23 protein-coding genes are annotated in these 24,414 nt (G+C 65.6%); 3 read left to right on the top strand and 20 right to left on the bottom strand.

What is annotated here, in order from left to right:
• The 11 genes from rpmC to KIH78_RS06545 form a co-directional block, all read right to left on the bottom strand.
• Positions 1 to 252, bottom strand: coding sequence for a 50S ribosomal protein L29 (rpmC, locus tag KIH78_RS06595; protein WP_214314068.1), 252 nt, complete (start codon positions 250 to 252; stop codon positions 1 to 3).
• 1 nt (position 253) lies between these two features.
• Positions 254 to 673 carry a 50S ribosomal protein L16 gene (gene rplP, locus KIH78_RS06590; RefSeq protein WP_214314066.1) on the bottom strand — a complete coding sequence of 140 codons (420 nt, stop codon included), beginning with the start codon at positions 671 to 673 and terminating at the stop codon, positions 254 to 256.
• Positions 674 to 679: 6 nt separating this feature from the next.
• Positions 680 to 1,486 carry a 30S ribosomal protein S3 gene (gene rpsC, locus KIH78_RS06585; RefSeq protein WP_214314064.1) on the bottom strand — a complete coding sequence of 269 codons (807 nt, stop codon included), beginning with the start codon at positions 1,484 to 1,486 and terminating at the stop codon, positions 680 to 682.
• A gap of 2 nt (positions 1,487 to 1,488) precedes the next feature.
• A complete protein-coding gene (gene rplV / locus KIH78_RS06580; protein WP_214314056.1) occupies positions 1,489 to 1,848 on the bottom strand; it encodes a 50S ribosomal protein L22 in 360 nt (119 codons plus the stop codon).
• 15 nt (positions 1,849 to 1,863) lie between these two features.
• Positions 1,864 to 2,142, bottom strand: a complete 279-nt coding sequence (gene rpsS, locus KIH78_RS06575) for a 30S ribosomal protein S19 (protein WP_003814508.1) — start codon at positions 2,140 to 2,142, stop codon at positions 1,864 to 1,866.
• Between the two features lie 15 nt (positions 2,143 to 2,157).
• Positions 2,158 to 2,988 carry a 50S ribosomal protein L2 gene (gene rplB, locus KIH78_RS06570; protein ID WP_214314054.1) on the bottom strand — a complete coding sequence of 277 codons (831 nt, stop codon included), beginning with the start codon at positions 2,986 to 2,988 and terminating at the stop codon, positions 2,158 to 2,160.
• A gap of 36 nt (positions 2,989 to 3,024) precedes the next feature.
• Positions 3,025 to 3,321: a 50S ribosomal protein L23 gene (rplW, locus tag KIH78_RS06565; RefSeq protein WP_214314040.1), complete on the bottom strand. Its 297-nt coding sequence runs from the start codon at positions 3,319 to 3,321 to the stop codon at positions 3,025 to 3,027.
• Between the two features lie 5 nt (positions 3,322 to 3,326).
• The gene (gene rplD / locus KIH78_RS06560; protein WP_214314038.1) at positions 3,327 to 3,983 is read right to left on the bottom strand and encodes a 50S ribosomal protein L4; all 657 of its coding nucleotides are present in this window, start codon (positions 3,981 to 3,983) and stop codon (positions 3,327 to 3,329) included.
• Between the two features lie 6 nt (positions 3,984 to 3,989).
• Positions 3,990 to 4,640 carry a 50S ribosomal protein L3 gene (gene rplC, locus KIH78_RS06555; RefSeq protein WP_214314036.1) on the bottom strand — a complete coding sequence of 217 codons (651 nt, stop codon included), beginning with the start codon at positions 4,638 to 4,640 and terminating at the stop codon, positions 3,990 to 3,992.
• 17 nt (positions 4,641 to 4,657) lie between these two features.
• The gene (rpsJ, locus tag KIH78_RS06550; RefSeq protein WP_003808013.1) at positions 4,658 to 4,966 is read right to left on the bottom strand and encodes a 30S ribosomal protein S10; all 309 of its coding nucleotides are present in this window, start codon (positions 4,964 to 4,966) and stop codon (positions 4,658 to 4,660) included.
• Positions 4,967 to 5,294: 328 nt separating this feature from the next.
• On the bottom strand, positions 5,295 to 6,902 hold the full coding sequence (locus tag KIH78_RS06545) for an MDR family MFS transporter (protein WP_236034477.1): 1,608 nt from the start codon (positions 6,900 to 6,902) through the stop codon (positions 5,295 to 5,297).
• A 214-nt stretch (positions 6,903 to 7,116) separates the two neighbouring features.
• Here KIH78_RS06545 and budA point away from each other — a divergent pair, with 214 nt between their 5' ends.
• Complete coding sequence (budA, locus tag KIH78_RS06540) at positions 7,117 to 7,881, top strand: acetolactate decarboxylase (RefSeq protein WP_214314032.1); 765 nt, start codon at positions 7,117 to 7,119, stop codon at positions 7,879 to 7,881.
• 66 nt (positions 7,882 to 7,947) lie between these two features.
• Here budA and KIH78_RS06535 read toward each other — a convergent pair whose 3' ends face one another.
• Both KIH78_RS06535 and adhE read right to left on the bottom strand, forming a co-directional pair.
• Positions 7,948 to 8,886: a YwiC-like family protein gene (locus KIH78_RS06535; protein ID WP_219131728.1), complete on the bottom strand. Its 939-nt coding sequence runs from the start codon at positions 8,884 to 8,886 to the stop codon at positions 7,948 to 7,950.
• 133 nt (positions 8,887 to 9,019) lie between these two features.
• Positions 9,020 to 11,752 carry a bifunctional acetaldehyde-CoA/alcohol dehydrogenase gene (gene adhE / locus KIH78_RS06530; protein WP_219131727.1) on the bottom strand — a complete coding sequence of 911 codons (2,733 nt, stop codon included), beginning with the start codon at positions 11,750 to 11,752 and terminating at the stop codon, positions 9,020 to 9,022.
• A gap of 461 nt (positions 11,753 to 12,213) precedes the next feature.
• On the opposite strand from adhE, the gene KIH78_RS06525 reads away from it, so the two are divergent.
• Both KIH78_RS06525 and glgX read left to right on the top strand, forming a co-directional pair.
• Complete coding sequence (locus KIH78_RS06525) at positions 12,214 to 13,374, top strand: ROK family transcriptional regulator (protein ID WP_219131726.1); 1,161 nt, start codon at positions 12,214 to 12,216, stop codon at positions 13,372 to 13,374.
• Between the two features lie 24 nt (positions 13,375 to 13,398).
• Positions 13,399 to 16,071, top strand: a complete 2,673-nt coding sequence (glgX, locus tag KIH78_RS06520) for a glycogen debranching protein GlgX (RefSeq protein ID WP_219131725.1) — start codon at positions 13,399 to 13,401, stop codon at positions 16,069 to 16,071.
• 90 nt (positions 16,072 to 16,161) lie between these two features.
• On the opposite strand, the gene rpsI is transcribed toward glgX, so the two are convergent.
• From rpsI to KIH78_RS06485, 7 genes are all read right to left on the bottom strand, one after another.
• Complete coding sequence (gene rpsI / locus KIH78_RS06515) at positions 16,162 to 16,653, bottom strand: 30S ribosomal protein S9 (protein WP_214314016.1); 492 nt, start codon at positions 16,651 to 16,653, stop codon at positions 16,162 to 16,164.
• Between the two features lie 20 nt (positions 16,654 to 16,673).
• Complete coding sequence (gene rplM, locus KIH78_RS06510; RefSeq protein ID WP_214314014.1) at positions 16,674 to 17,123, bottom strand: 50S ribosomal protein L13; 450 nt, start codon at positions 17,121 to 17,123, stop codon at positions 16,674 to 16,676.
• A 621-nt stretch (positions 17,124 to 17,744) separates the two neighbouring features.
• Positions 17,745 to 19,910 carry a 4-alpha-glucanotransferase gene (gene malQ, locus KIH78_RS06505; RefSeq protein ID WP_219131724.1) on the bottom strand — a complete coding sequence of 722 codons (2,166 nt, stop codon included), beginning with the start codon at positions 19,908 to 19,910 and terminating at the stop codon, positions 17,745 to 17,747.
• Positions 19,911 to 19,946: 36 nt separating this feature from the next.
• Positions 19,947 to 20,540: an AbrB family transcriptional regulator gene (locus tag KIH78_RS06500; RefSeq protein WP_214314004.1), complete on the bottom strand. Its 594-nt coding sequence runs from the start codon at positions 20,538 to 20,540 to the stop codon at positions 19,947 to 19,949.
• Positions 20,541 to 20,598: 58 nt separating this feature from the next.
• The gene (locus KIH78_RS06495; protein ID WP_219131723.1) at positions 20,599 to 21,240 is read right to left on the bottom strand and encodes an IMPACT family protein; all 642 of its coding nucleotides are present in this window, start codon (positions 21,238 to 21,240) and stop codon (positions 20,599 to 20,601) included.
• A gap of 5 nt (positions 21,241 to 21,245) precedes the next feature.
• A complete protein-coding gene (locus tag KIH78_RS06490; RefSeq protein ID WP_236034481.1) occupies positions 21,246 to 22,292 on the bottom strand; it encodes a D-2-hydroxyacid dehydrogenase family protein in 1,047 nt (348 codons plus the stop codon).
• A 504-nt stretch (positions 22,293 to 22,796) separates the two neighbouring features.
• Positions 22,797 to 24,215: a CapA family protein gene (locus KIH78_RS06485; protein ID WP_219131721.1), complete on the bottom strand. Its 1,419-nt coding sequence runs from the start codon at positions 24,213 to 24,215 to the stop codon at positions 22,797 to 22,799.
• Positions 24,216 to 24,414 lie beyond the last annotated feature (199 nt).

The following is a 24,414-nucleotide window of genomic DNA, read 5'->3' as shown; positions in this document are numbered from 1 at the left end:
TCAGTTCTCCTTAGCGGTTTCGGCGGCCGGCTCAGAGGTGATGCCGAGCTGACGTTCGCGCAGCACGGTGTACATGCGGGCGATGTCATGCTTGACGGCCTTGAGACGAGCCGTGTTCTCGAGCTGACCGGTGGCGTGCTGGAAGCGCAGGTTGAACAGCTCTTCCTTGGACTTCTTCAGGAAGCCCTCGATCTCCGCGTTGGTCTTCTCGTTGAGATTCTTGATCGAGTATTCTTCGGTTCCGACTGCCATATCAGATGTCACCGCCTTCACGAGCAATCACACGGCACTTCATGGGGAGCTTGTCGATGGCACGACGCAGAGCTTCCTTAGCGACGTCCTCGGAGACACCGCCGATCTCGAACATGACGCGACCGGGGTGGATGTTGGCGATCCAGAACTCAGGCGTACCCTTACCGGAACCCATTCGGGCGCCGAGGGCGTGCTTGGTCAGCGGGCGATCCGGGAAGATCGTGATCCACACGCGGCCACCACGCTTGATGTAGCGGGTCATGGCGATACGCGCGGCCTCGATCTGGCGGTTGGTCACGTAGGCCGGGGCCATCGCCTGGATGCCGTAATCACCGAAGTTGATCTCGTTGCCGCCCTTGGACATGCCAGAACGCACGGGGCGGTGCTGCTTGCGGTACTTGGTCCTCTTTGGGATAAGCATTCTTGCTCACTCCTTCGTTTCCGTGGCAGCGGGAGCCTCGGCGGCGGACTCGGCCTTGGGGGCCTCGTTCTGCTGACGGGCGGCACCGGCGTTGCGGTTGCCACGGCGCGGACGGCGATCGCCGCGACGGCCGGGACGGTTGTTCTGCTGGGCCTGCTGCTCTTCGAACTCACGTTCGGTCATGTCGCCCTTGTAGATCCACACCTTGACGCCGATGCGGCCGTAGGTGGTCTTGGCTTCGAAGAAGCCGTAGTCTATCAGGGCGCGGAGGGTCTGCAGCGGGACGCGACCCTCGCGGTAGAACTCGGAACGGCTCATTTCCGCACCGCCGAGACGGCCGGAGAGCTTGATGCGGATACCCTTGGCACCGGCGCGCATGGCGTCCTGCTGGGCCTTGCGCATGGCGCGACGGAAGGTCACGCGGTTGGTCAGCTGCTCAGCGATGCCCTGGGCGACGAGCTGGGCGTCCAGCGCGGCGTTCTTGACCTCGAAGATGTTGAGCTGGACCTGCTTGCCGGTGAGCTTCTCGAGCTTGGCGCGGACCTTCTCGGCCTCGGCGCCGCGGCGGCCGATCACGATGCCCGGACGGGCGGTGTGGATGTCGACGCGGACGCGGTCACGGGTGCGCTCGATGACGATCTTGCTCACACCAGCGCGCTCGAGGTCCTTGTTCATCTCCTTGCGGATCTTGTCGTCCTCAAGCACGAAGTCGGAGTAACGCTCGCCGGCCTTGTTGGAATCGGAGAACCACTTGGAGCGGTGGTTCTCGGTGATGCCCAGGCGGTAGCCAAACGGATTGATCTTCTGACCCATCTTTAGCGGGCTCCTTCCTTGCTGGCGACGACGACCGTGATGTGGCTCGTGCGCTTGTTGATGCGAGCGGCACGGCCCTGGGCGCGGGCGCGGAAACGCTTGAGCGTCACGCCTTCGTCCACGTAGGTCTCCTTGATGAACAGGTCGTTCTCGCGGAACGGCTCGCCGGCCTTGTCGGCCTTGACGCGCGCGTTGGCGATGGCGCTCTCCAGGACCTTGCGAACCGGCAGGGACGCGTCCTGGGGGGCGAACTTGAGAATGGTGATGGCTTCAGTCGCCTGCTTGCCTCGGATGAGGTCGACCATGCGGCGAGCCTTGCGCGGCGTCACGCGGACGTGACGAGCGATTGCTTTAGCTTCCATAAGTCATGCTCTCCTTTAGCGGCGGGCCTTCTTGTCGTCCTTCACGTGACCCTTGAAGGTCTTCGTGGGGGCGAACTCACCGAGCTTGTGGCCGACCATGGCCTCGGTGACGAACACCGGGACATGCTTGCGACCATCGTGGACTGCGAACGTGTGTCCGATGAAATCGGGGGTGATCATCGAACGGCGGGACCACGTCTTGATGACGTTCTTGGTGCCCTTCTCGTTCTGCTCGTCGACCTTCTTCTGCAAGTGGGCGTCGACGAAGGGGCCCTTCTTGATGCTACGAGTCATCTCTTCGAATCTTCCTTACTTGCGGTTCTTGCCATTCGGACGACGACGGACAATCATCTTGTTCGAAGCCTTCTTCGGACGACGGGTACGAACCTCGCCCTTGCCCCACGGGGAAACCGGCGGCTTGCCACCGCGGGTACGACCGCCGTGCGGGTGGTCGACCGGGTTCATGGACTCACCACGGGTGATCGGGCGCTTGCCCATCCAACGGGCGCGACCGGCCTTGCCGAGCTGCACGTTGGCGTGGTCCTCGTTGCCGACCTCGCCGACGGTCGCGCGGCAGCGCGCGTCGACGTTGCGGATTTCGCCGGACGGCATACGCAGCTGGGCGTAGGCGCCGTCCTTGGCGACGAGCTGGACGGAGGCACCGGCAGAGCGGGCGATCTTGGCGCCGCCGAGCGGCTTCAGCTCGATCGCGTGCACGACGGTACCGGTCGGGATGTTGCGCAGCGGCAGGTTGTTGCCCGGCTTGATATCGGCCTGGGCGCCGGTCTCGATGACGTCGCCCTGCTTGATGCCCTTCGGGGCGATGATGTAGCGCTTCTCGCCGTCCGCGTAGTGCAGGAGGGCGATGTTGGCGGTACGGTTCGGGTCGTACTCGATGTGAGCGACCTTGGCGGGCACGCCGTCCTTGTCCCAGCGCTTGAAATCGATGAGACGGTACTGACGCTTGTGGCCGCCGCCGCGGTGGCGGGAGGTCATACGGCCGTAGGAGTTACGACCGCCGGTCTTGGACAGCTTGCGAACGAGCGACTTCTCCGGCGTGGAGCGCGTGATCTCGGAGAAGTCCGAGACGGACGCGTTACGACGGCCTGCGGAAGTCGGCTTATAAACGCGGATAGCCATAATGTAGTTCTTCCTTTAACTTTTCTCGGCTAGCCTTCAGTTACCGAAGATGTCGATCGTCTGGCCCTCGGCGACGGTCACGATCGCGCGCTTCTCGTTGACGCGACGGCCGAAACCGGTGCGGGTGCGCTGCTTCTTGCCGGCGCGGTTGAGGGTGTTGACGTTCGTCACCTTGACATTGAAGATCTGCTCGATAGCCTGCTTGATCTGCACCTTGTTGGCGGTCGGGGCCACCACGAAGGTGTACTGGCCGCGATCGGACAGGGCGTAGCTCTTCTCGGACACGACGGGCTTGAGGATGATGTCGTGAGCCGGCTTGTGAATAGCGACCATGAAAATCAGGCCTCCTTCTTGGTCTTCGCCGCCACGAAGGCCTCGAAGGCCTCCTTGGTGAAGACGACGTACTGCGCGGTGACCACGTCGTACGTGTTGAGCTGATCGACGAAAATCGGGTGGACATACGGAAGGTTGCGCACGGACATCCACTCGTTGACCTGGTCGCGGGTGAACGCGATGGTGGCGAACTTCTCGCCGATGACCGGGTTCAGGGCGGCGATGGCGGCCTTGGTGGACGGGGTCTCGCCGATGCCGAAGTCGACCACGGCGACGCGACCGGCGTTGGCGCGGTCGGACAGCACGTAGCGCAGGGCGGCGGCCTTCATCTTCTTGGGGGTGCGCTGGGAGTAGTCACGCGGCTGCGGGCCGAACACGACACCGCCGTGGTACCACTGCGGGGCGCGGATGGAGCCCTGACGGGCGCGACCGGTGCCCTTCTGCTTCCACGGCTTCTTGCCGCCGCCGGAGACCATACCGCGGGTCTTGGTGGCGTGGGTGCCCTGACGGGCGGCCGCGAGCTGGGCGATGACGACCTGGTGGATCAGCGGAACGTGGGCCTGCACGTCCTCGGCGGAGATGCCGAAGATCTCGACAGGGGCCTCGACGGTGCCGTTGTTCTGACCCTGGGCGTCGGTGATGTTGAGAGTAACGTTAGCCATGGCTTATCAGGCTCCCTTCACCGCGGAACGGACGAGAACGATGCCGCCCTTCGGGCCCGGGATGGCGCCCTTGATGGCGAGGATGCCGTTCTCGGCGTCGACGGAGACGACGGCGAGGTTCTGGGCGGTGGCGGTGACGTGGCCCATGCGGCCGGCCATGCGCTTGCCCTTGAGGATACGGCTCGGAGTGGCGCATGCACCGACGGAGCCGGGGCGACGCTCGTTCTTGTGGGAGCCGTGGGTACGGCGGTAGGACTTGAAGCCCCAACGCTTGATGGTGCCGGCGAAGCCCTTGCCCTTGGTGGTGCCGGTCACATCGACCTCGGCGCCCTCGGCGAAGATGTCGGCGGCGAGCTCCTGGCCCACCTCATACTCGGTGGCGTTGTCCTCGCGCACCTCGACGAGGTGACGGCGCGGGGTGACGCCGGCCTTGGCGAAGTGGCCGGCGAGCGGCTTGGTCACCTTGGTCGGATCGATCTGGCCGTAGCCGATCTGGATGGCGGTGTAGCCATCGGTCTCCGGGGTCTTGATAGCGGTGATCACGTTGGTGGAGACGTCCAGCAGCGTGACGGGCACGAAGAATCCGTTCTCGTCCCAGACCTGGGTCATGCCGAGCTTCTTGCCCAGCAGCGCCTTGCAATCTTTCCTTTGCGACATTGCGGTTCCCTCCTCCCTTACAGCTTGATCTCGATGTTGACGTCCGCAGGCAGATCGATGTGCATCAGGGAATCCACGGCCTTCGGGGTCGGGTCCACGATGTCGATGAGACGCTTGTGCGTGCGCATCTCGAAGTGCTCGCGAGAATCCTTGTACTTGTGAGGAGAACGAATAACAACAAAGACGTTCTTCTCGGTCGGCAGCGGAACGGGGCCAACAACAGTTGCGCCCGCGTTCGTCACCGTTTCGACGATCTTCTTCGCCGATTGGTCGATGACCTCGTGGTCATAGGACTTAAGCCTGATGCGGATTTTCTGTCCCGCCATTGCCGTCCGCCCTTTCTAGCGATTCGTGTACTGGTTACCAGCCTGCTTTCTTGAGGGCACCGGCGCGCATGGCCTCCCTTGGACATACGTCCTCTGGCGGTCATCCGACATCAGTGCGCGGCTTCCGTTTCCCGCTTCCACGGTTCACGGCCCGCGCTCGCTTTGTTATTTCCAATGTGCGAGCCCAAATCAGGCAACTTGAGTATCTAATCACCGGGGTTGGACGAAGTCGGGGTTAAAGGAATGCGGCGTGTCGCGTATCGCAAGTCGAATGTCGTACGCCGCATGCCGTCTTCCTGCCTCACGGCTGCCTTGCTGCCTCAGACCGCTAGCGGCGCAGACGGGCCATCGCACGGCGGGCGGCGTCATGCGCGGAGCCTGCACCATTGCCGCGCACGCCTGCGGCCACGAGGATGACCATGGCGAGGCACAGGGCGGCGGAGATGCGCAGCGCCCACTGGATGCCGGCGATGTTGGCGGCGACGGCGCCCATGCCGCCCGCGTGATACATGGCGGTGAACGTCTCCATGAGGATGACGAGGATCGGCGCGCCCATCGCGCCCGCCACCTGACGCGCGGTATTCGTCACCGCGGAGCCCGCGGAGATCTCCTCCGGATCCAGGCAGTTGAGCGACCACGTGGTGATCGGCATGAGCAGCGAGCCCATGCCAATCTGACGCACGAACTGGCAGATCGACACCCACCAGATCCACGTGTCGGACGAGATGAGGCTCATGCCGATCGTACCCACAGTGAGCACGATGGCGCCGAACAACGCCACCGGCCTCGCGCCGAACCGGTCGAGCGCCTTGCCGCCGAACAGCTGGGAGATGCACTGCCCGATCGCGCCGGGCAACATGATGAGGCCACTCATCGTGGCGGAGAAACCGCGGTCGTTCTGGATATAGAGCGGCATGATGACCAGAATCGAACTGAACGCGAAGAACGCGAGCGACGCGGTCAGCGTGCCCACGGTGAACGAACGGTTCCTGAGCACGCCGAGGTCGAGCAGCGGCGGCTCGGGGGCGGCGGAGGCGCGCCCTCCGCGCGACGGCTCCGCGGCATCCGCGGCATCGGACGGAACGGACGCGGCGTCCTTCGCGACGTGCTCCTTATATATATGGGCGCGACGGACCTGCCGCATGACGAACCAGACGATGCCGACGACGCCGACGAGCATCGACCCCCAGACCATCGGGTCGGCGAACGGATAGTTCTCGATGTTGGTGAAGCCGAACATGAGACCGCCGAAGCCGAAGATCGAAAGGGACACGGAGAAGAAGTCGGCCCGGGCCGTGGCGTCGTGCTCGCCGAAGTCATGCAGCCACAGGCATGCGGCCACCAGGGAGACGGCGCCGATGACGGTCAGCGTCAGGAAGATGGAGCGCCATCCGTTCGCGTCGGTCTGGAGGCCTCCGAGCGTGGGGCCGATGGCCGGGGCGACGCTCATCGCGATGCCGACCATCCCCATCGCGGCGCCGCGACGGGACAACGGGTAGATGGAGAACACGGTGATCTGCAGCACCGGCCACATCACGCCGGTGCCGACCGCCTCGAGCACACGCCCGAGCAGCAGGACCAGGAACGACGGGGCGAGCCATGCGCATACCGAGCCGATCGTGAACACCGCCATCGAGACGATGACGATCTGACGGGTGGAGAAGCGGCGCGTGAGGAACGCGGTCAACGGGACCATCACGCCCATCACCAGCTGGAAGACGGAGGTGAGCCACTGCCCGGTGGTGACGTTGATATGGAACTCGTCGACGATGGACGGCAGCGCGGCGCTCAGCTGCAGCTGCGTGAAGTTGCCGACGAACGTGATGAACGTGAGGATGGCGAGCGAGACGAACGCGACGTGCGTGAGCCTGCCGTCGACGTACGATTCCTCGCGGGTCAGGGTCCTGCCGGGATGCCGCTTCATCTGCCTTGCCATATGACGCATACTTCTTCCCGTGCCATACGTCGGGGCGCCCATCCATCACGCCGCTGCGATGGTCTCCCGCCCCCGGAAAGCACGCGAATACGCTATACCCACCTCTGCACAATCGCCGGAGCGCATCCGCGCCCGTTCGCTGTGAGGGAAGTCACGTCCGCGGCCCCGAACGGGCCCTTGCCGGGGAAACGGACCGTTCCTTATATTACGAATCGTGAGCGAACTCAAAGGCAAGGCCATCGAGCCGATCCACGAACACCGGGCGAACGTGCTCTACCAGCACGGCACGCTGGCGCTGCTGGTGCCGGGACTGTTGGAGGGCACCACCACGATGGGCGAGCTGCTCACCCATGGCGACACCGGCATCGGCACCGGGGAGGGCCTCGACGGGGAGATCATCATCCTCGAAGGCAAGGCGTGGAAGGTCGGACGGACCGGCGAGGTCGAGGCGGTGCCGGACGACCTGACGCTGCCGTTCGCGAACATGCACCGCGCGGCGTTCCAATACCAGTGCGAGCGCGGCGACATTGGCCTCGAGGAGCTCAACCGGCGCATCGTAGAGGCCAACGGGCGTGCGAACACGTTCTTCTCGGTCATCGTGCGGGGCACGTTCAGCTTCATCAAGACGCGCGCGGTCATCAAACAGCAGGCCCCCTATCCCACGTTGGAGGAGGTGGCCGACCGTCAGGCGATCTTCCTCGGCCATGACGTGCGCGGCACGATGCTCGGCTACTTCTCCCCGGTGATGTTCCACGGCGCCGCGGTCGCGGGATTCCACGAGCATTTCCTCGCCGACGACCATTCCATCGGCGGGCATGTGCTCGACGCGGTGCTCGAACGGGGCGAGATCCTGAGCCAGGTGTTCGACACGCTCGTCACGCACCTGCCGGTGGACAACCCCGACTACCGCAACCACGATTTCTCACGGGACAACATCGCCGAGGCCATCACCAACGCGGAGGGCGATACGGCGAAGTAGCCCCGACGGCGTGGCGCGCGGCCGGCACCGTAGCCGGTCCGGTCCGGCTCGTCCGCGTCCATCCGCTCAGGCGAGCGTCAGGCCCAAGGCGCCGGCGAACGCGACGATGCTGGACACGCCCTCGACGGCACCGGTCACCAGCGGACGGATCGGGCGGAACCGTGCGAGCATCGGGAACACGACGGCCCGGGCCAGCAGCAGCACGGCCACGACGACGAGCCACGGCCCGGCCTGACCGATCGCGGATGCCAGCGGCGATTCCCTGCCGAATCCGCCGATGCGCGCGACGACGGGCGCCATGACGGCCCAGACGACGAGCGCCGCATGCCAGATCCACGAGGCGATGAGATAGGCGCGGCTGCCGCGTTCCCGGATCATCGTCTTGACGAAGAGCACGGAGCCGAACTGCGTGACGACGAAATAGAAGAACAGTGCCGTCCCCACGGCCGTCAGGGGCGGAATCGACGACATCGGGCCTCCGGACGTGAATGAGAAGGACGCGGCATGGCCGACGCCGGCCGCATCGTCCGCGCCGAGGGCGCCGTAGGCGAACGTGAGCGACGGCATCAGACCGGAGGCGACGACGGCCACGCCGTTCGACCACAGGGAGCGTTCGCGCCGTCGGTACGCGGCGACGAACGACGCGACGGCGAGGGCCGCGAACGCGGGCGCCCATGCGAGGACGCCCGGATGCAGGGCGACGAACGGCACGCCCGTCGCCGCGAGGACGGCGCAATAGACGAGCGCGGGGCCGCGATAGCGACGCGAGAACCCGGATTTGAGCCATCGGGCGACGGTGAACTGCACGCAATAGCACAGGATCCAACAGACCAGCAGCCAGAACGCGGCGACGGTGGGCCGGCCGTATTCGGTACCGGCGACGAGGCCGGCGAGGGCCGGCGCGGTGGCCATCACCCACGCGCCGGGCTGGTCCGGCACCCATCGGCGCACGGTGGACTTGACGGTGGCGCGCACGCCGCGCCTGCTGCTTCCGGTGTTGCTCATGGACCCCACCATACGGGACGGACGGAGCGACCGGTAGATATCTACCGGAAATCGACGCCGTAGATGGGAGGAGCCCCGATTCCCGGGCAGAGAATCGGGGCTCCTGGATGATCACCGAATCGTCATGAGGTCATCAGACGCGCTCGGAGGCTTCCTCCGTGGCGGCCTCGCCCTCACGCTCGACGCGCAGCTTGTGGCCTTCGGCCTGGCTGACGCCGTAGTACGCGGCGATGGCGATGTCCTTCATGTCGTTGATGAGCGGGATGCGCGGGTTGGCCGGGGTGCACTGGTCCTCGTAGGCGCGCATGCCGATCTGGTCGAGCACGCTCCAGAAGTAGTCCTCGTCCACGCCGCACTCCTGGAAGCTCTTGTTCATGCCGAGCTTGTTGTCGCGGTAGTCCTCGACGGCCTTCGCCAGGTTCTCGACGGCTTCGGCGGCGTTCTTACCGGTGTCGATGCCGAGATTGCGGGCGATGTCGCGGTAGCGCTCGTCGGCCACGTACTTGTTGTACTTCGGCCAGCTGGTCGGCTCCTCCGGCACCTGGCCGTTGTAGCGGATCACGTACGGCAGCAGGATGGAGTTGGTGCGGCCGTGGGCGATGTGGCACAGGGCGCCGATGGTGTGGGCCATGCCGTGGCACATGCCGAGGAACGCGGAGCCGAAGGCCATGCCGGCCATGGTGGCGGCGTTGTGCATCTTCTCCTGCGCGTTGGTCTTCTCCAGGCCCGGCTCGCCGTTGACGGACTCGGCCAGGTTCTCCCAGATCAGCTTGGCCGCGTGCAGGGCCATGCCGTCGGTGAAGTCGTTCGCGTACACGGACACGTAGGCCTCGAAGCTGTGGGTCAGGGCGTCGAAGCCGGCGTCGGAGGCGAGACGACGCGGCTGGGTGCGGGCCAGAACCGGGTCGACGATGGCGACGGACGGAGTGAGCGCGTAGTCGGTGATCGGGTACTTGTAGCCGGTCTTGTGGTCGGTGATGACCGCGAACGGCGTGACCTCGGAACCGGTGCCGGAGGAGGTCGGGATGCACACGAGCTTGGCCTTCTTGCCCAGCGGCGGGATCTTGAAGGCGCGCTTGCGGATGTCGAAGAACTTCTCGCGCACGTCGCCGAAGGAGATCTCCGGGTGCTCGTAGAGCAGCCACATGATCTTGGCCGCGTCCATCGGGGAGCCGCCGCCGACCGCGATGATCGTGTCCGGCTCGAACTCCTCTCGCATCATCTCCGCGCCCTTCTCGACGGTCTCGACGGAGGGCTCCGGCTCGACGTAGTCGATGATGCGGAAGGTGACGTTGTTGGCGCGGGCGCGCAGCTGGTCGATGATCTTGTCGACGATGCCGAGCTGCTCCATGACCTTGTCGCAGACGATGACGGCCTTCTCGATGCCGAACATGTCGCGCAGGTACTTGACGGCGTTCGGCTCGAAGTACGTCTTCGGCGGGATCTTGAACCACTGCATGTTGTTGTTCCTCCGAGCGATGCGCTTGATGTTGAGCAGGTTCACGGCCTGCACGTTGCCGGACACCGAGTTGCCGCCGTAGGAGCCGCAGCCCAGGGTCAGCGACGGGGCGATCGCGTTGTAGATGTCGCCGATGCCGCCGAGGGAGGACGGCTGGTTCCAGATGATGCGGCAGGCGTGCATCCTGAGGCCGTACTCACGCACGAGCTCCTGGTTGTTGGTGTGGATGGCGGCGGTGTGGCCGGCGCCCAGCTTGAGCATCTTCTCGCACATCTCGAAGGCCTGCTCCTTGGAGTCGGCCTTGAGGACGGCCTGCACCGGGGCGAGCTTCTCGTGGGTGAGCGGCTCGTTGTCCGAGACCTCGGAGCACTCGGCGCACAGGATGGTGGCGTCCTCCGGGATCTCGAAGCCGGCGGCCTTGGCGATGTACTGCGGGGACTTGCCCGGCACCACGGAGTTGAGCTTCGGGGTGCCGCCGGAGAACGCGGTACAGCCGAACATGTACTGCTCGAGCTTGGCCTTCTCGTCGGCGTTCACGAAGTAGGCCTTGCGGCGCTTGAGCTCCTTGACGAGCGGCGCGTAGACGTCCTTGTGGGCGATGATGGCCTGCTCGGTGGCGCAGATCATGCCGTAGTCGAAGTGCTTGGAGAGCACGAGGTCGTTGGCGGCGCGCACGATGTCGACGTCCGTGTCCACGTAGGCGGGCGCGTTGCCGGCGCCGACGCCGAGGGCCGGCTTACCGGAGGAGTACGCGGCCTTGACCATGCCCGGGCCGCCGGTGGCGAGGATCGTGGCGACGCCGTCGTGCTTCATGAGCGCGCCGGTGGCCTCGATGGACGGGTGCTCGATCCACTGGATGCAGTCCGCGGGGGCGCCCGCCTCGATGGCGGCGTCACGCACGATGCGGGCGGCCTCGACGGAGCACTTCTGGGCGCCCGGGTGGAAGCCGAAGATGATCGGGCAACGGGTCTTCAGCGCCAGCAGGGACTTGAAGATGGCGGTGGAGGTCGGGTTGGTGACCGGGGTGACGCCGGCGACCACGCCGACGGGCTCGGCGACCTCGTCGATGCCCATGACGTCGTCCTCGCGGATAATGCCGACGGTCTTCTGGCCAGCCATGTAGTTGGTGACATGCTCGCAGGCGAAGATGTTCTTCGTGGCCTTGTCCTCCACGAGTCCGCGGCCGGTCTCCTCGACGGCCATCTTCGCGAGCACGAGGTGCTTGTTCAGCGCGGCGACCGAAGCCTTGGCCACGATGTGGTCGACCTGCTTCTGGTCCAGCTTCTCGAACTCGGCGAGGGCCTTGAGGCCCTTCTGCACGAGGGCGTCAACCTCGGCCTGGGCGGCCGCCTGCTTCTCCTCCGGGCTGGGCTTGGCGGGAGCCTCGGACTTCTTTGCGTCTGCCATGAATCCTCCTCGATATGCTCGATGCAAATGATGGTTTCCTAGCTTCCAGCATGCGGCATTCCAACTCCTGAACGGTGCCCGCATGTGGCCTGGGTCACAATATAGCGGAGGGAATCACGCCCTGCATATGCACAAAACAGTCGGCGTTTCACGTGTGTTTTCGTGCGTGTTTTGTGCGATATTGAGCGTTTTATCAAACAAATTCACACATCCATGCCTGAATTGAGAGTTTTTGTTCACTTTTTACGCAATGACACATCATTTACGGAACATGCTCGGCGACACTTCCATAAAACACCTTTCCAAAAGCGCATCAGCTGCACCCCTTTTCAGAAAGGGATTTACCGAAAGTCGTTATATGCATGCCGTTTTTTTTACGTCTCTCTTATTACGTCATGCGAATAATGCTGTCCTCCACGCCGTTCCCCGCTACACTGTGACGTAACGTCACTGGAGGTCCCATGAAGGCAATGCCGCCCACCGCAATCGGAACAACCGGCCGAACCACGCTGACCCGATACCTGATCGAACGCCGCGAAGCCACCCGGCAGGACATCGAACGCGACCTCGGCATGAGCCTGCCCACCATCACCCGGAACCTGCGGAGCCTCGAAGCGGACGGGATCGTACGCAACGTCGCCATGCGCGGATCCACCGGAGGACGCAAGGCGGCCGCCTACGGCATCGACCCGAACCATCGCATCGCCATCGGCGTGACGATGCGCCCCAACACGGTCCGTGTCAGGGCCGTCAACCTCAACGGCGAGGTCATCGGCTCGCTCGACCGGACGATGTCCTATCGGAACCAGAACACGTACTACCAACGCGTCGGCGCCATCATCGGCAATCTCATGGACGGCATCGAACAACGCTACGGACGCGTGCTGGGCGTCGCGTTCTGCGTGCGCGGCATCGTCTCCCCCGACGGCGCCTCCATCGTCTTCGACGACTCCGGCCACGCCGGCCCCACGCTGGAGACCATCGCCCAATCCGTGCATCGGCCGTGCATGCTGGTAGGCGAATGCGACGCCTTGGCGGCGGCCGAACTCTGGACGGACCCCACGCTCGACGACGCCGTCTGCATATACCTCGACCGCCGTCCGGGAGGGGCGCTCACCGTCGGCGGACGGCTGCATCAGGGCGAAAACCGCTGCAACGGCGCCATCGCGCACATGACGCTCGTACCGGACGGACGGCCGTGCCTGTGCGGACGACGCGGCTGCATGGACGCCTACTGCTCCCTCGAAACGCTGCCGGAGGACTACGAAAGCATCCCCGGATTCTTCAGCGTCCTCGAACAAGGCGAGACGAACCATCGCGAGCGCATGGACGCATGGCTGGACCACGTGGCGCAGGCCATCGCCAACGCACGCACCGTGGTCGCCGGAGACGTGGTCGTCGGCGGCGAGGCGGCGCTGTACCTCGAGGACACGGACCTCGAGGACCTCCGTCGCCGCATCGTGGCGCGAAGCCCGTTCGGCACCGAACGATTCGTCCTGCGCCGAAGCCGCGGCACGGAGGACCAGAGCCTCGTCGGTGCCGCCCTGCGATACGTGGAACCCTACCTCGACGACCTCTGCGGCGGGTTCCGCCCCCGATGGACCACCGCGGAACCCGCGTAAACCAGACACGTCTACAATGGGTGTATGAGAAACCCGCCATTGCATCGCTACGCCACCCGCCCAGGCTTCTACTTCACCGAAGACGGCGGAGCCGACGTCGTCGTCCGCTCCGAAACGGCCGATCAGGTGTGGCTGAGCGTCGTCGAATCCCTCGACGATCCCACCGCGTTCTATCAGGACGCCATCCGGCTGTTCGACGTGCCGAACGTCCCGTTCGTCGACCAGATCCGGGAATTCCCCGTCTGCATGCGCATCATCGAAGACCAGTATGTGCGCGAAACGCTGTTCCGCATGCAGGGCCCCAACTACGGCCTGTGGTACGTGCACATCCCCAAGGCGTGGAGCGGCATGCACTACGGCTTCCGCGTGGACGGCGCATGGGACCCGCGCCACGGCGTGCGATTCAACCCGTACAAGCTGCTGCTCGACCCGTACGCTAAGGGCATCGACGGGACGATGGAGCTCTCCCCCGCCGCCTTCTCCTACGAATGCGAGGTGAAGGACGGCCGCGTGCACGGCTCGGCGTTCGGCAACATGAGCACCGTGGACTCGCTCGGCCACATGCCGATCTCCGTGGCCATCGACGACCGCGACGACCGCAAGCACGACGCCGACCCCAAGCACCCGCACATCCCATGGAGCAAGACCGTCATCTACGAGCTCCACGTCAAAGGATTCACCGCGCAGGCGCCATGGCTGCCCAAAGAGCTGCGCGGCACCTACGCCGGCCTCGCCCACCCCACCACGCTCGCCTACCTGCAGGGGCTCGGCATCACCTCCATCGAACTGCTGCCCATCCAGGCGAAACAGAACGAGGTCTTCCTCCAGGAACGCGGCCGCGTCAACTACTGGGGCTACAACACACTCGGATTCTTCGCGCCCGAACCCTCATACGCCACCGAGGCGGCGCAGCGCGCCGGCGCCGAGGCCGTGCGTCAGGAGGTCATCGACATGGTGCGCGCCCTGCACGAAGCGGGTTTCGAAGTCATCATGGACGTGGTCTACAACCATTCGTGCGAAGGCGGCGTGGAGGGACCGACCGTCTGCTGGCGCGGCCTCGACGCCATCGCCACCTACCGGCGGCAGAAGAACAACATCGGACGGCTCGAGGACACCACCGGCTGCGGCAACACGCTCGACTTCACCAACACGCACGTGGTCACGTTCGCCGTGGACTCGCTGCGCTACTGGGCGAAACGCATCGGCATCGACGGATTCCGCTTCGACCTGGGCGTCTCGCTCGCACGCCTCAACGGCGAGTTCACGCAACACCACCCGTTCCTGTACGCCCTGCGCTCCGACCTGCTGCTCGGCAACCTCAAACTCATCATGGAACCCTGGGACCTGGGCAACCTCGGATGGCGCACCGGCCAGTTCTCCGTGCCGTTCGCCGAATGGAACGACCGCTTCCGCGACACGGTCCGCGAATTCTGGCTGACCGACGTGGACGCCGGCGGCCGCGTGGGACGCATCGGCATGCAGGAGATGGCGACCAGACTGTGCGGCTCCGCCGACCTGTACGCCACCGATCCGGGACGCGGCGCCGCCTCCTCCATCAATTTCGTGGCATGCCACGACGGTTTCACTCTCACCGACCTGACCCGATACGTCTCCAAGCACAACGAGGCGAACGGGGAGAACAACAACGACGGTTCGAACGTGAACCACTCCACCAACTTCGGTGTGGAAGGCGAGACCGACGACGTGACCATCGTGGCGCGGCGCGAACGCGCGGCGATGAACATGCTCGGCACGCTGCTGCTCAGCCTCGGCACGCCGATGATGCTCGCCGGCGACGAATTCGGCAACTCGCAGGACGGCAACAACAACGCGTACTGCCAGGACAGCCCCATCAGCTATCTCAAATGGGATTGGCTGTACCAGCCGGAGAAGAGCTGGCACATGCACCGTCTGGAGACGACGTCGAAGCTCATCGCCCTGCGCAAATCCCTGGACCTCTACCATCAGGAGGGCTTCTTCACCCGCCTGACGCAGCTGGGACTGCTCAAACCCTCGAGCCGCATCCAATGGTTCCTGCCGAACGGCACCACGCCGATGGAACGCGACTGGTTCGACCTGGGACAGCGCAGCTTCGCCATGCAGCTGCTGGACGCCAGCGAGACCGACATCCTCATCGTCATCAACGGCGTGCCCGAGGACATGCGGTTCCGGCTGCCCTCGGACAACGACTGGACCCCGGCGTGGTGTTCGGCGGAAAGCACCGGCCACATGCCCGGGCACGGGGCGAAGGTGGTGGACATGGAGCTCAGCGGGCAGCAGACCCTGTGGACGCGCAGCGTGCCCGAGTCCAGCGAGATCCATGATCTGGTGGAACGCATGCAGGGCGGCGTCGACGGCGCCACCACACGCCAGCTCATCGATGCATTCGACGCCGACATCAAGGCGATCGCCCATGCGGAGGCGCAGGCCGCCCAAGCGGCCGAAGCCGCGCAGGCCGCGCGATCGGCGGTCACGCGGCATGACCGGTCCATCCTGTCGCCGTCCGCGAGGAAGGTCTCCGCCTCCCCGACCTCCGTCTCCCCGACGTCCGCTGGTCTCTCCGATGACCACGCCGCGACGACGTCACCGGCCGACGGGAACGGCAGGGCCGACGGCGAGGCCGAGGAGACCCCGTTGGAGGAGAACGTGTGGACCTTCCCGGCACTGAGCATCACCCTGATGAAGCAGCTGGGCTGAAACCGGAATCCCGAAAACGACGGAACCCCGCCACCGAACGAACGGTGACGGGGTTCCGTGTATCGCAGGTCGCAGAACCAGCGCGAAAAATCAACGCTTGGAGAACTGCGGGGCGCGACGAGCCTTGTGCAGACCGGCCTTCTTGCGCTCGACGACGCGGGCGTCGCGGGTCAGCATGCCGGCCTTCTTCAGGGCGGCGCGGTTGGCGTCGCGGTCGATCGCGTTCAGCGCGCGGGCCACGCCAAGACGGATGGCGCCGGCCTGGCCGGTGGTGCCGCCACCGTCGACGAGGACGACGACGTCGAACTTGCCCTCGAGCTTGAGGAGCACGATCGGGGAGTTGACCTCACGCTGCTGCAGCTTGGAGGGGAAGTACTCCTCCAAGGTGCGGCCGTTGATGGTCCACTTGCCGGTGCCCGGGATCAGACGCACGCGAGCGACGGCTTCCTTGCGACGGCCGGTGCCGTAGCCCGGTTCGATCGCGGAGGTGCCGGTGCCGGCGCCGGCGTTGGTCTCGGTGGTGTAGCTGGTGAGCTCCTCTTCGGTTTCCTGAACCGCGGAGTTGTTGGTGTTTTCAGCCATGTTCTCTATCTCCCTTCGGTTCACTTGGCCTGCTGAGAAACCTGCTGGATCTCAAGGACCTGCGGCTTCTGCGGGGTGTGCGGGTGCTCGGAGCCGACGAAGACGTGCAGACGACCGAGCTGCACCTTGGCAAGACGGTTCTTCGGCAGCATGCCCTTGACGGCGGAGGTGATGATGCGCTCCGGGTTGTGCTCGAGCAGGTGCGCGTAGGAATCACGACGCAGACCGCCGGGACGACCGGAGTGCGAGTACAGTTCCTTGCCCAGCTTGTTGCCGGTCAGCGCGATCTTGTCGGCGTTGATCACGATGACGTGGTTGCCGGAATCGGCGTGCGGGGCGTAGGTGGGCTTGTTCTTGCCACGCAGCACGGTGGCCACCTGGGAGGCAAGACGGCCGAGCACCACGTCGGTGGCGTCGACGATGTACCAGTCATGAGTCAGATCAGCTGGCTTCGGAGTGAAAGTCTTCACTGTGGTTCTACCTTTACTATTGTGTTCCGGGCTTCGGCCACCGGACGTACGCTTGGTTAGGGCGTGCTGTTCCGTGTAGCGTCAGACCTCTTTATCCGTGGGCTCCCTGAAAGTCCTCGATGGCGAGTGGGAAAGCGCTTTGAAGGACCCCTTAGGGAAACACAACAATCCACTAGTATATCGCCGGCCCTGACATTGCCGCGGGCGTGTCGGCCCGTCCGTTTTCCATCCCTTCCCCCATCCGTTCCTATAGAAACGGACGCAACCGCATACGCAGAACCCCGCGAAACACCCGAACCTATAGAATCGGACGCAAAGCAGCACCCCGAACCGTACGAACCGTCCGTTCCTATAGAAACGGACGCAATCGCATACCCAGAACCCCGCGAACCATCCGTTCCTATAGAAACGGACGCGAAGAGGTCCCCGCGCATACGAAAAACGTCCGATTCCGAAGAATCGGACGTTTTCACGAAGCCGTGCCTGACCAGCCCAACCAGCCCCAACCAGCCCAATCAGCCAACCGGCCCCAACCGGAACCGGACCAGCCCAACCAGCCCGACCGGACTAGTCAGACCGGACCCGACCGGACCCGACCGGACCCGCCACAAGCCAAACGGCTCAGTCGTTCATGATGGCGGCGATACGCTGCACGGACTCACGCCGGAACAGACCGTCGAGCGGCACCACGTCGCCGTTGCCGTCGGCCAGCGGGATGCGCCAATTCGGATACTCGTTGTTCGTGCCCGGCTGGTTCTGCGCGCGACGCTCCCCCACCGCATCGGTGATCGAGGCGGCGAGCAGCTTGCACGGGGATCCCTTGAGCGCACGGTACTGGGCCTCGATGATCGCCTGCTCGTTGGCCGGCACGTCCTCGGCGAGGGCGTCCTCGAGATATCCTTGCTCGATGAGCATGCGCAGCATGGCGTCCTGCTCGGCGCGGGCGGAACGCTCGAAGTCCTCCTTCGGGCCGGCGAGCAGGCCAAGACGCTCGCGCAGCTCCACATGCTCGAGCTCGAGATAGCCGGCGGCCGGCGGCAGATCGTGCGTGTTGACCGAGGCGAGCGCGTACGGACGCCAATCCTTCGGCGCGCGGAACGTGCCGTCGAACTGCTCGAACCATTCCACGGCGCAGCCGAGCAATCCGTGCTTGGACAGCGAATCGGCCACGTAATCCGGCACGACGCCCAGATCCTCGCCGACCACCACGCCGTCGGCGCGGGACGCCTCGAGCGCCAGGATGCCGAGCATGACGTCGGAATCGTAGTACACGTACGTGCCGTCCACCGGCTTCTTGCCGGACGGCACCCACCACAGGCGGAACAGGCCCAGGATGTGGTCGATGCGGACCGCGCCCGCGTGCGCGAACATGTTGTGCACCAGGTTGCGGTACGGCGCGTAGCCGGTGTCCTCCAGGGCGAGCGGGCTCAGCGGCGGCTGGCTCCAGTCCTGGCCCTGCTGGTTGAACATGTCCGGCGGGGCGCCCACGGTGGCCCCCTGCGCGAAGTTCTGCGGGTTCCACCACACCTCGGAGCCGAGCGGGTGCACGCCCACGGCCATGTCGGCCATCACGCCGATGCGCATGCCGGTCTCGCGGGCCTTGCGCTGCGCCTTGTCGAGCTGTTCGACGGCGATCCACTCCAGCCAGCGGTAGAAGTTCAACGTGTCCGGGAACTGCTGCTTGAGCGCCTGCACCTCGGGCGAGTTCCTGTCGAAGCGCTGTTCCCAGTTGTCGGCGGCGCCGTTCGGGGCGCCCCACTTGTCGTAGCACAGGCACCAGGTGGCGTAGCCTTCGAGGTCGTCGCCGGCCTGATGCACGTAGTCGTCGAACTGCTGCTGGCGCTCGGGGGTGCGGCCGAGCTTGAAGATGATCCACAGCGCGTGCATCTTGGCGCGCCACATGGCGTCACGGTCGATGAGCTGGGAGTCGCCGTTGAGCGGCTCCACGGAGCCATGCAGCTGCTTGACCTGCTCGAGGCTCTCCGCGCCGAGCAGCGCATACTCCTCGATGGCCTCGGGACGGATGTACGTGAAGTTCACCAGGCCGCGGGAGATCGGCAGGTACGGGGACGGGGTCAGCGGGGAGACCGGTTCGGAGGCGTGCACCGGGTTGATGAGCACGAAATCGGCTCCCGTGCGCCGCTTGGCCTCGGAGAGCAGGTCGCCGAGGTCCTTGAAGTCGCCGACTCCCCAGGAGTCGGCGGAACGGATGGAGTACAGCTGCGCCATCCAGCCCCACAGATGTCCGTGCTCCATCTCGTCCAGGAGCTTGACCTTGGCGGGCGCGCTGATCAACGTGGCGTCCTGCGTGCGTCCGGCCACGGTGACATGCAGCGTGTGGTAGCCGGCGGGCAGGTCGGCGGGGATGACGATCGACGACGTGGTGATGAACTTGTCGTCGAGCACATACGCCTTGGAGCCGTCGCCGGGGCCGTACGCCAGCGGCTTGCCATACTCCTCGCCGTTCTCCAGCGTGATGGTGGCGGACGGGATGTCGAACACGCCGCCGTTGACCAGGACCTTCGAATCCTCGCCCACAGTGTGCAGGACGGTGGGAGGCACCAGACGGGAGCGGCGCTCGTCGCGGATGTGCTTGCTCGACTGCGCGATGGCCTCGTCGTTCGAAGCGTCCACGCCCAACGCCTTCAACACGGCCACCAGGACATCGTCGTCGATCTCGTGATAGTCGTTGCTCATGCCGACATAACTGGTGGCGACCCCAACCAGCCTCGCCAATCGTATCAGCGGACGTGCGAGACGCTCTTCACTTTCCGTTCTCTCAGTCATACCCCCAAGTGTAACGCCCATGTGGAGAACACGCCGTTACGCACGCCTCTTGCGTACCGCATTGCGGACTTCCTCGGAGGAATCATCCGCAAGCCGATTGAGCGTCTCCGGGGTCGTGTTCGGGTTGAGCGCCACCGCACGCCGCACCATCGACGACAGCACGGCGGGGGCCTTCTCCTCCACCTCCACGCCCAGTGTGGCGAGGAACGCGAGCGTCTGCGCGTCCACTTCAGGGTTCTGCGCACCCTCGAGACGCATCTTCCACGAGGTCTTCGGGTTCCTCAGCGCGGTGTCGCGCACCTCCGGCACCGGATCCTTGGTGAGGCGGCCCACCAGCCAGTTCTTATCGTCGGTGTTGGCGGCCACCGCCTGCCGTACGGCCGGGTCCGGATCGGCGGCGAGCTTGACCAGCACGTTCGGGAACGGCATGGTCTTCGCCAGGAACACGCGGTCCTCGACCGGCGTGTTCGGGTTGCCGCCCACCGCCTCGAGCAGTGCGGTGGCACGGGAGAACGCCGCCTGGTCGGCGCGGTCCGGCAGGTCGCGTCGCGCGAACTCGGACAGTTCCGCCGAGTCGGTGGAGTGCCGCAGATGCTCATAGGTCACGGTCAACGGTTCGAAGTCACTCATGCGCCCCAAGCATAGTCGACGCGTCGCGACGCGACGGCGCCGGCGGACGACGCCGACGTCACCCGATCGGAATCGCCCGGTTCACCACGTCCAACGGTTCCGGCGTGACGGACGCGTTGAACCCCTCACGCACCATCGCCTCGAACCGTTCGGCGTTTCCGACCGGCAGCGACGCGACGAGCGTGACGTCGGCCGCGTACGTCTCGTCGGACTGGACGCCGTCGACGGCGGCGAGCATCTGCTGGAAGCGGGACAGTTGCGGATACTGCAGCGACACCAGATACCGACGGCACGGCACGATCGCCGCCATGCGCGCCGCCTTCACCGCGATCGAGGCGCCCGCCGAATACGCGCGGATCAGGCCGCCGGATCCGAGCAGGATGCCGCCGAAGTAGCGTGTCACCGCCACCACGCAGTCGGTGAGGTCGTTGGCGCGCAGCACGTCGAGGATCGGCTTGCCGGCCGTACCGGACGGCTCGCCGTCGTCGCTCATGCGTTCGGCCACGCGGCCGTCCGCGCCGCCGCACACCGCCGCGTAGGCGACGTGTCGGGATTTCGGGTGCCGCTCGCGGATCGTCTCGACGAACGCGAGCGCCTCGTCGAGCGAGCCGACGTGCGCGGCGTCACCGATGAACTCCGACTTCTTCTCCACGAACGCGTCATGCGCCGGCGCGTCGACGGCATCGAGAATCGTGCGCATGGGCATCACGCGCGAGGCGCGGCGGACGGGCCGGCGACGGCGGACGGATCGGAAGGATCGGACGCGGGCCTGGCGTCATGTTCGGAGACGACGACGTTCATCGCGCCGCCGGACAGGAACGCGACGGTCGCCTCCACCATCTGGCGCGTCAGGTCGGCGAACGCGCCGTCGGTGCGCCACGCCACATGCGGGGTGAGCACCACGCCGGGCAGCGAGCGCAGCGGATCGTCCGCCGGAAGCGGCTCCTTCTCGAACACGTCGAGCGCGGCGTACACGTCGCCGCGCATGAGTCGCGCCGTCATCGCGCCGGGTTCGACCACCTCGGCGCGCGCCGTGTTCACCACGATGGCGCCCGGCTTCAGATGGTCCAGATGCTCGGCGGTGATGACACCGCGCGTCGCGCCGTCGATGAGCGGCAGGTGGATGGAGACGACGTCGGCGCCGCCGATGAGGTCGCCGAGGTCCGCCACCGGCGTGACGCCGTCCTGCGTGAAGCGTTCGACGGGCGTGTGTCCGGTCCACCAGGCGCTCACCTGCATGCCGAACGCCCGGGCGACGCGCGCCACCGTCGAGCCGATGCCGCCGAGGCCGATGATGGCGAGGCGACGTCCGGCGAGCTGCTGCCCGTCCGCCAACGGACCGCCCCAACGGCCGGCCTTCATCGACTCGTCCAAGGCGCCCACATGCCGCAGCAGTTCGAAGAGGAGCGCGAACGTATGCTCGGCCACCGCGTTGTCGCCGTAATGCTCCGCGTTGCACACGCGTACGCCGAGGCGACGCGCCTCCTCGAGGTCGATGTAGCTGGCCACGCCGGTGCCGGAGAACACGATGCAGCGTACGCGGCCGCCTTCGGCCGGATCGCACAGGCGGTGCAGCAGCACGTTCGAGATGTGCGGGCCGCCGTTGAACATGACGTCCGCCTGCGAGGCCCTGGCCGCAAGGACGTCCTCGTCCTCGGTGAAGTCCAGATGCATGCGCACGCGCGCCACGTCATGCAGCTTCGGGAACTGCGCCTCGAGCGGGGCGACCATCGAATCGAGCACCGCCGGCATGACCACGAGCGGCAGGTCGGTGCGCTCCGGCTGCGTCTCGAACACGGCGGACGAACCGTCGGACGCGGACGCGACGCCTCCCGCCGGACCGTCCGCGGTCTCCACGGTCGTCGTCGAAGTGACGGTCGTCGTCACGGTTGCGTGCGCGGTCCACGTATCGGTCTCTGCCGCGGTCTTGGGCGTGTCGTCGGTCATGCGCACCACCTTAACGCGCCGACGCATCGGCCCACGCCGACGTTCCACCGTCCGACGAGCGAAATGGACGCCCGACGGACCGACGGTTCCGGAAGGCACGACGTCGCAGGACGAAAGGCACGACGTCGCAGGACGAAAGGCACGACGTCGCAGGACGAAAGGCATCGGGAGAACGCCGACGTCACCAGACGAAAGGCCGACGAACGCAACCGGACTGCCGCACTCTATCGGACTGCCGCGCTGTCACCGACCGTCCGCCGCCTGCCGCACTGTCACCGCCCATCAGCCGGACTGCCGCACGCAATCGGACTACTGCGCGTCCGCCGCCTGCCGTTCGGCGGTGATGTTCCACTCGCGCACCACGTTCGGGTCGGCGCCCATCGAATAAATCACCTTCGAGATGCGCTCGCGCTGCGCCGTGTCCGAAGCGTCGCTCTCGCACGTGCCGTCCGGCTTGTCCGAGGAGATCGGACACCACGCGTACGAACCCTGATGGCGGCTCACGTTCGGCACCCAGTCGATGCGGTTGACGCGCCACGACCCCTTCACGCCCTTCTTGCCGGCGAACTGGATGCGTGCGGTCACACCCTGATTGTTCACGTCATGGCCGGGGATGGTGGTGTAGACGCTCACCGCATTGCCGAGACCGTAGATGATCCACGTGCCGTTGTAATTTTCGATGGGCTGCGCGCAATGGCATCCGGCGCCGTAGATCACGTCGAACGCGCCCGTGTCGGCCAGCTCATGCGCCTCCGCCACCTGATAGGAGTCCGCGTAGTCGATGTACTCCTGCAGCGAGTGCATGGCCACGGCCACCACATCGGCCCCCTGCTCGCGCGCCTTGTTCGCCTTGTCGACGAGCTTCTGGATATCGCTCGCATGGTTCGGGTCGCTGCCCTCGCGCAGACGGTCCACACGCCAGTCGGCGTCCGCGGTCATGCCGTTGAGGGAGACGGTTCCAGTGACGAGGCCCAGCTTGCCGCCGCCCGTGGGGGAATCGATGACGAGCGGTTTGAGCGAGTCCTCCTCGGTCTTGTACGAGCCGGTCTGCGCGATGCCGAGACCGTCCAGCGTGTCCCACAGGCGGTCGATGCCGGCGGCGCCCTGATCCCAAGAATGGTTCGTGGCATGCGTACACGCGTTGTAGCCGACGTTCTTCGCGGCGTCCGCCACCTCAGGCGGAATGTTGAACACCGGCCAACCCGCGTACGGGCCGCCACGCTGGGCGATCGGCGTCTCGAACTCGCACACGGAGATGTCGGACGCCTGGATGTACTTCCTCATCGGCTCGAACAGCGGAGTGAAGTCGAAGGCGGTGCCGTCCGTGGCGGACGTGTTCGCGGAGGCGAAATGCTTCCACAGGTTCGGGTGGAACAGCAAATCGCCGTTGACGAGCATGGCGATGCAATCACGGTCCGGGCAGTCCGGCGAATTGCCATGGTGCTCGGCGGCCGGCTTGGGAGCGGCGCTATCCTTCGACAGGTCGGTGCCGGCGGAGACGCCCGCGCCGCCATTGGCGGTTGCGGCGCCTGCCTGCGACTGGGATTGCCCTATTCCGGCTCCGAACCGGAGGTCATCCAGACGCCCCGTGGCATGGAGCCACACGCCGATTCCCAACGCCACGGCCAATACGGCGACGATCGCCGCCCCGACCGCGACGGCCACCGCCGACCGCCCCTGACGCTCGTCGACCTCGACGTGGCGGCCGAATCCGTTGATGTGATGCATCGGATTCCCACTTTCTGTGCTCTCTCGTGATTCGTCCAGACTATCCTCGGGAGACGCCAAAACCATTACGCCATGCGAATACGAGGGTGTCGTCACATGAACCGGACTACAATTGCCGGCAGGAGACGGACGGACAATGGCGTACCTCCGGCTCCGCCTACGCACAGGCAAAGGCGGGCCGGAGGGATATCCGCCGGCC

It is taken from the genome of Bifidobacterium saguinibicoloris, assembly GCF_019331725.1.
In the GTDB taxonomy this organism is placed as follows: Bacteria; Actinomycetota; Actinomycetes; order Actinomycetales; family Bifidobacteriaceae; genus Bifidobacterium; species Bifidobacterium saguinibicoloris.
This window is presented reverse-complemented; position numbering and strand designations above follow the sequence as displayed.

Coding starts and splice junctions, on each gene's coding strand:
- rpmC (WP_214314068.1), bottom strand. CDS start 252: ATGGCAGTCGGAACCGAAGAATACTCGATCAAGAATCTCAACGAGAAG.
- rplP (WP_214314066.1), bottom strand. CDS start 673: ATGCTTATCCCAAAGAGGACCAAGTACCGCAAGCAGCACCGCCCCGTG.
- rpsC (WP_214314064.1), bottom strand. CDS start 1,486: ATGGGTCAGAAGATCAATCCGTTTGGCTACCGCCTGGGCATCACCGAG.
- rplV (WP_214314056.1), bottom strand. CDS start 1,848: ATGGAAGCTAAAGCAATCGCTCGTCACGTCCGCGTGACGCCGCGCAAG.
- rpsS (WP_003814508.1), bottom strand. CDS start 2,142: ATGACTCGTAGCATCAAGAAGGGCCCCTTCGTCGACGCCCACTTGCAG.
- rplB (WP_214314054.1), bottom strand. CDS start 2,988: ATGGCTATCCGCGTTTATAAGCCGACTTCCGCAGGCCGTCGTAACGCG.
- rplW (WP_214314040.1), bottom strand. CDS start 3,321: ATGGTCGCTATTCACAAGCCGGCTCACGACATCATCCTCAAGCCCGTC.
- rplD (WP_214314038.1), bottom strand. CDS start 3,983: ATGGCTAACGTTACTCTCAACATCACCGACGCCCAGGGTCAGAACAAC.
- rplC (WP_214314036.1), bottom strand. CDS start 4,640: ATGTCGCAAAGGAAAGATTGCAAGGCGCTGCTGGGCAAGAAGCTCGGC.
- rpsJ (WP_003808013.1), bottom strand. CDS start 4,966: ATGGCGGGACAGAAAATCCGCATCAGGCTTAAGTCCTATGACCACGAG.
- KIH78_RS06545 (WP_236034477.1), bottom strand. CDS start 6,902: ATGGCAAGGCAGATGAAGCGGCATCCCGGCAGGACCCTGACCCGCGAG.
- KIH78_RS06535 (WP_219131728.1), bottom strand. CDS start 8,886: ATGAGCAACACCGGAAGCAGCAGGCGCGGCGTGCGCGCCACCGTCAAG.
- adhE (WP_219131727.1), bottom strand. CDS start 11,752: ATGGCAGACGCAAAGAAGTCCGAGGCTCCCGCCAAGCCCAGCCCGGAG.
- KIH78_RS06525 (WP_219131726.1), top strand. CDS start 12,214: ATGAAGGCAATGCCGCCCACCGCAATCGGAACAACCGGCCGAACCACG.
- glgX (WP_219131725.1), top strand. CDS start 13,399: ATGAGAAACCCGCCATTGCATCGCTACGCCACCCGCCCAGGCTTCTAC.
- rpsI (WP_214314016.1), bottom strand. CDS start 16,653: ATGGCTGAAAACACCAACAACTCCGCGGTTCAGGAAACCGAAGAGGAG.
- malQ (WP_219131724.1), bottom strand. CDS start 19,910: ATGACTGAGAGAACGGAAAGTGAAGAGCGTCTCGCACGTCCGCTGATA.
- KIH78_RS06500 (WP_214314004.1), bottom strand. CDS start 20,540: ATGAGTGACTTCGAACCGTTGACCGTGACCTATGAGCATCTGCGGCAC.
- KIH78_RS06495 (WP_219131723.1), bottom strand. CDS start 21,240: ATGCGCACGATTCTCGATGCCGTCGACGCGCCGGCGCATGACGCGTTC.
- KIH78_RS06490 (WP_236034481.1), bottom strand. CDS start 22,292: ATGCCGGCGGTGCTCGATTCGATGGTCGCCCCGCTCGAGGCGCAGTTC.
- KIH78_RS06485 (WP_219131721.1), bottom strand. CDS start 24,215: ATGCATCACATCAACGGATTCGGCCGCCACGTCGAGGTCGACGAGCGT.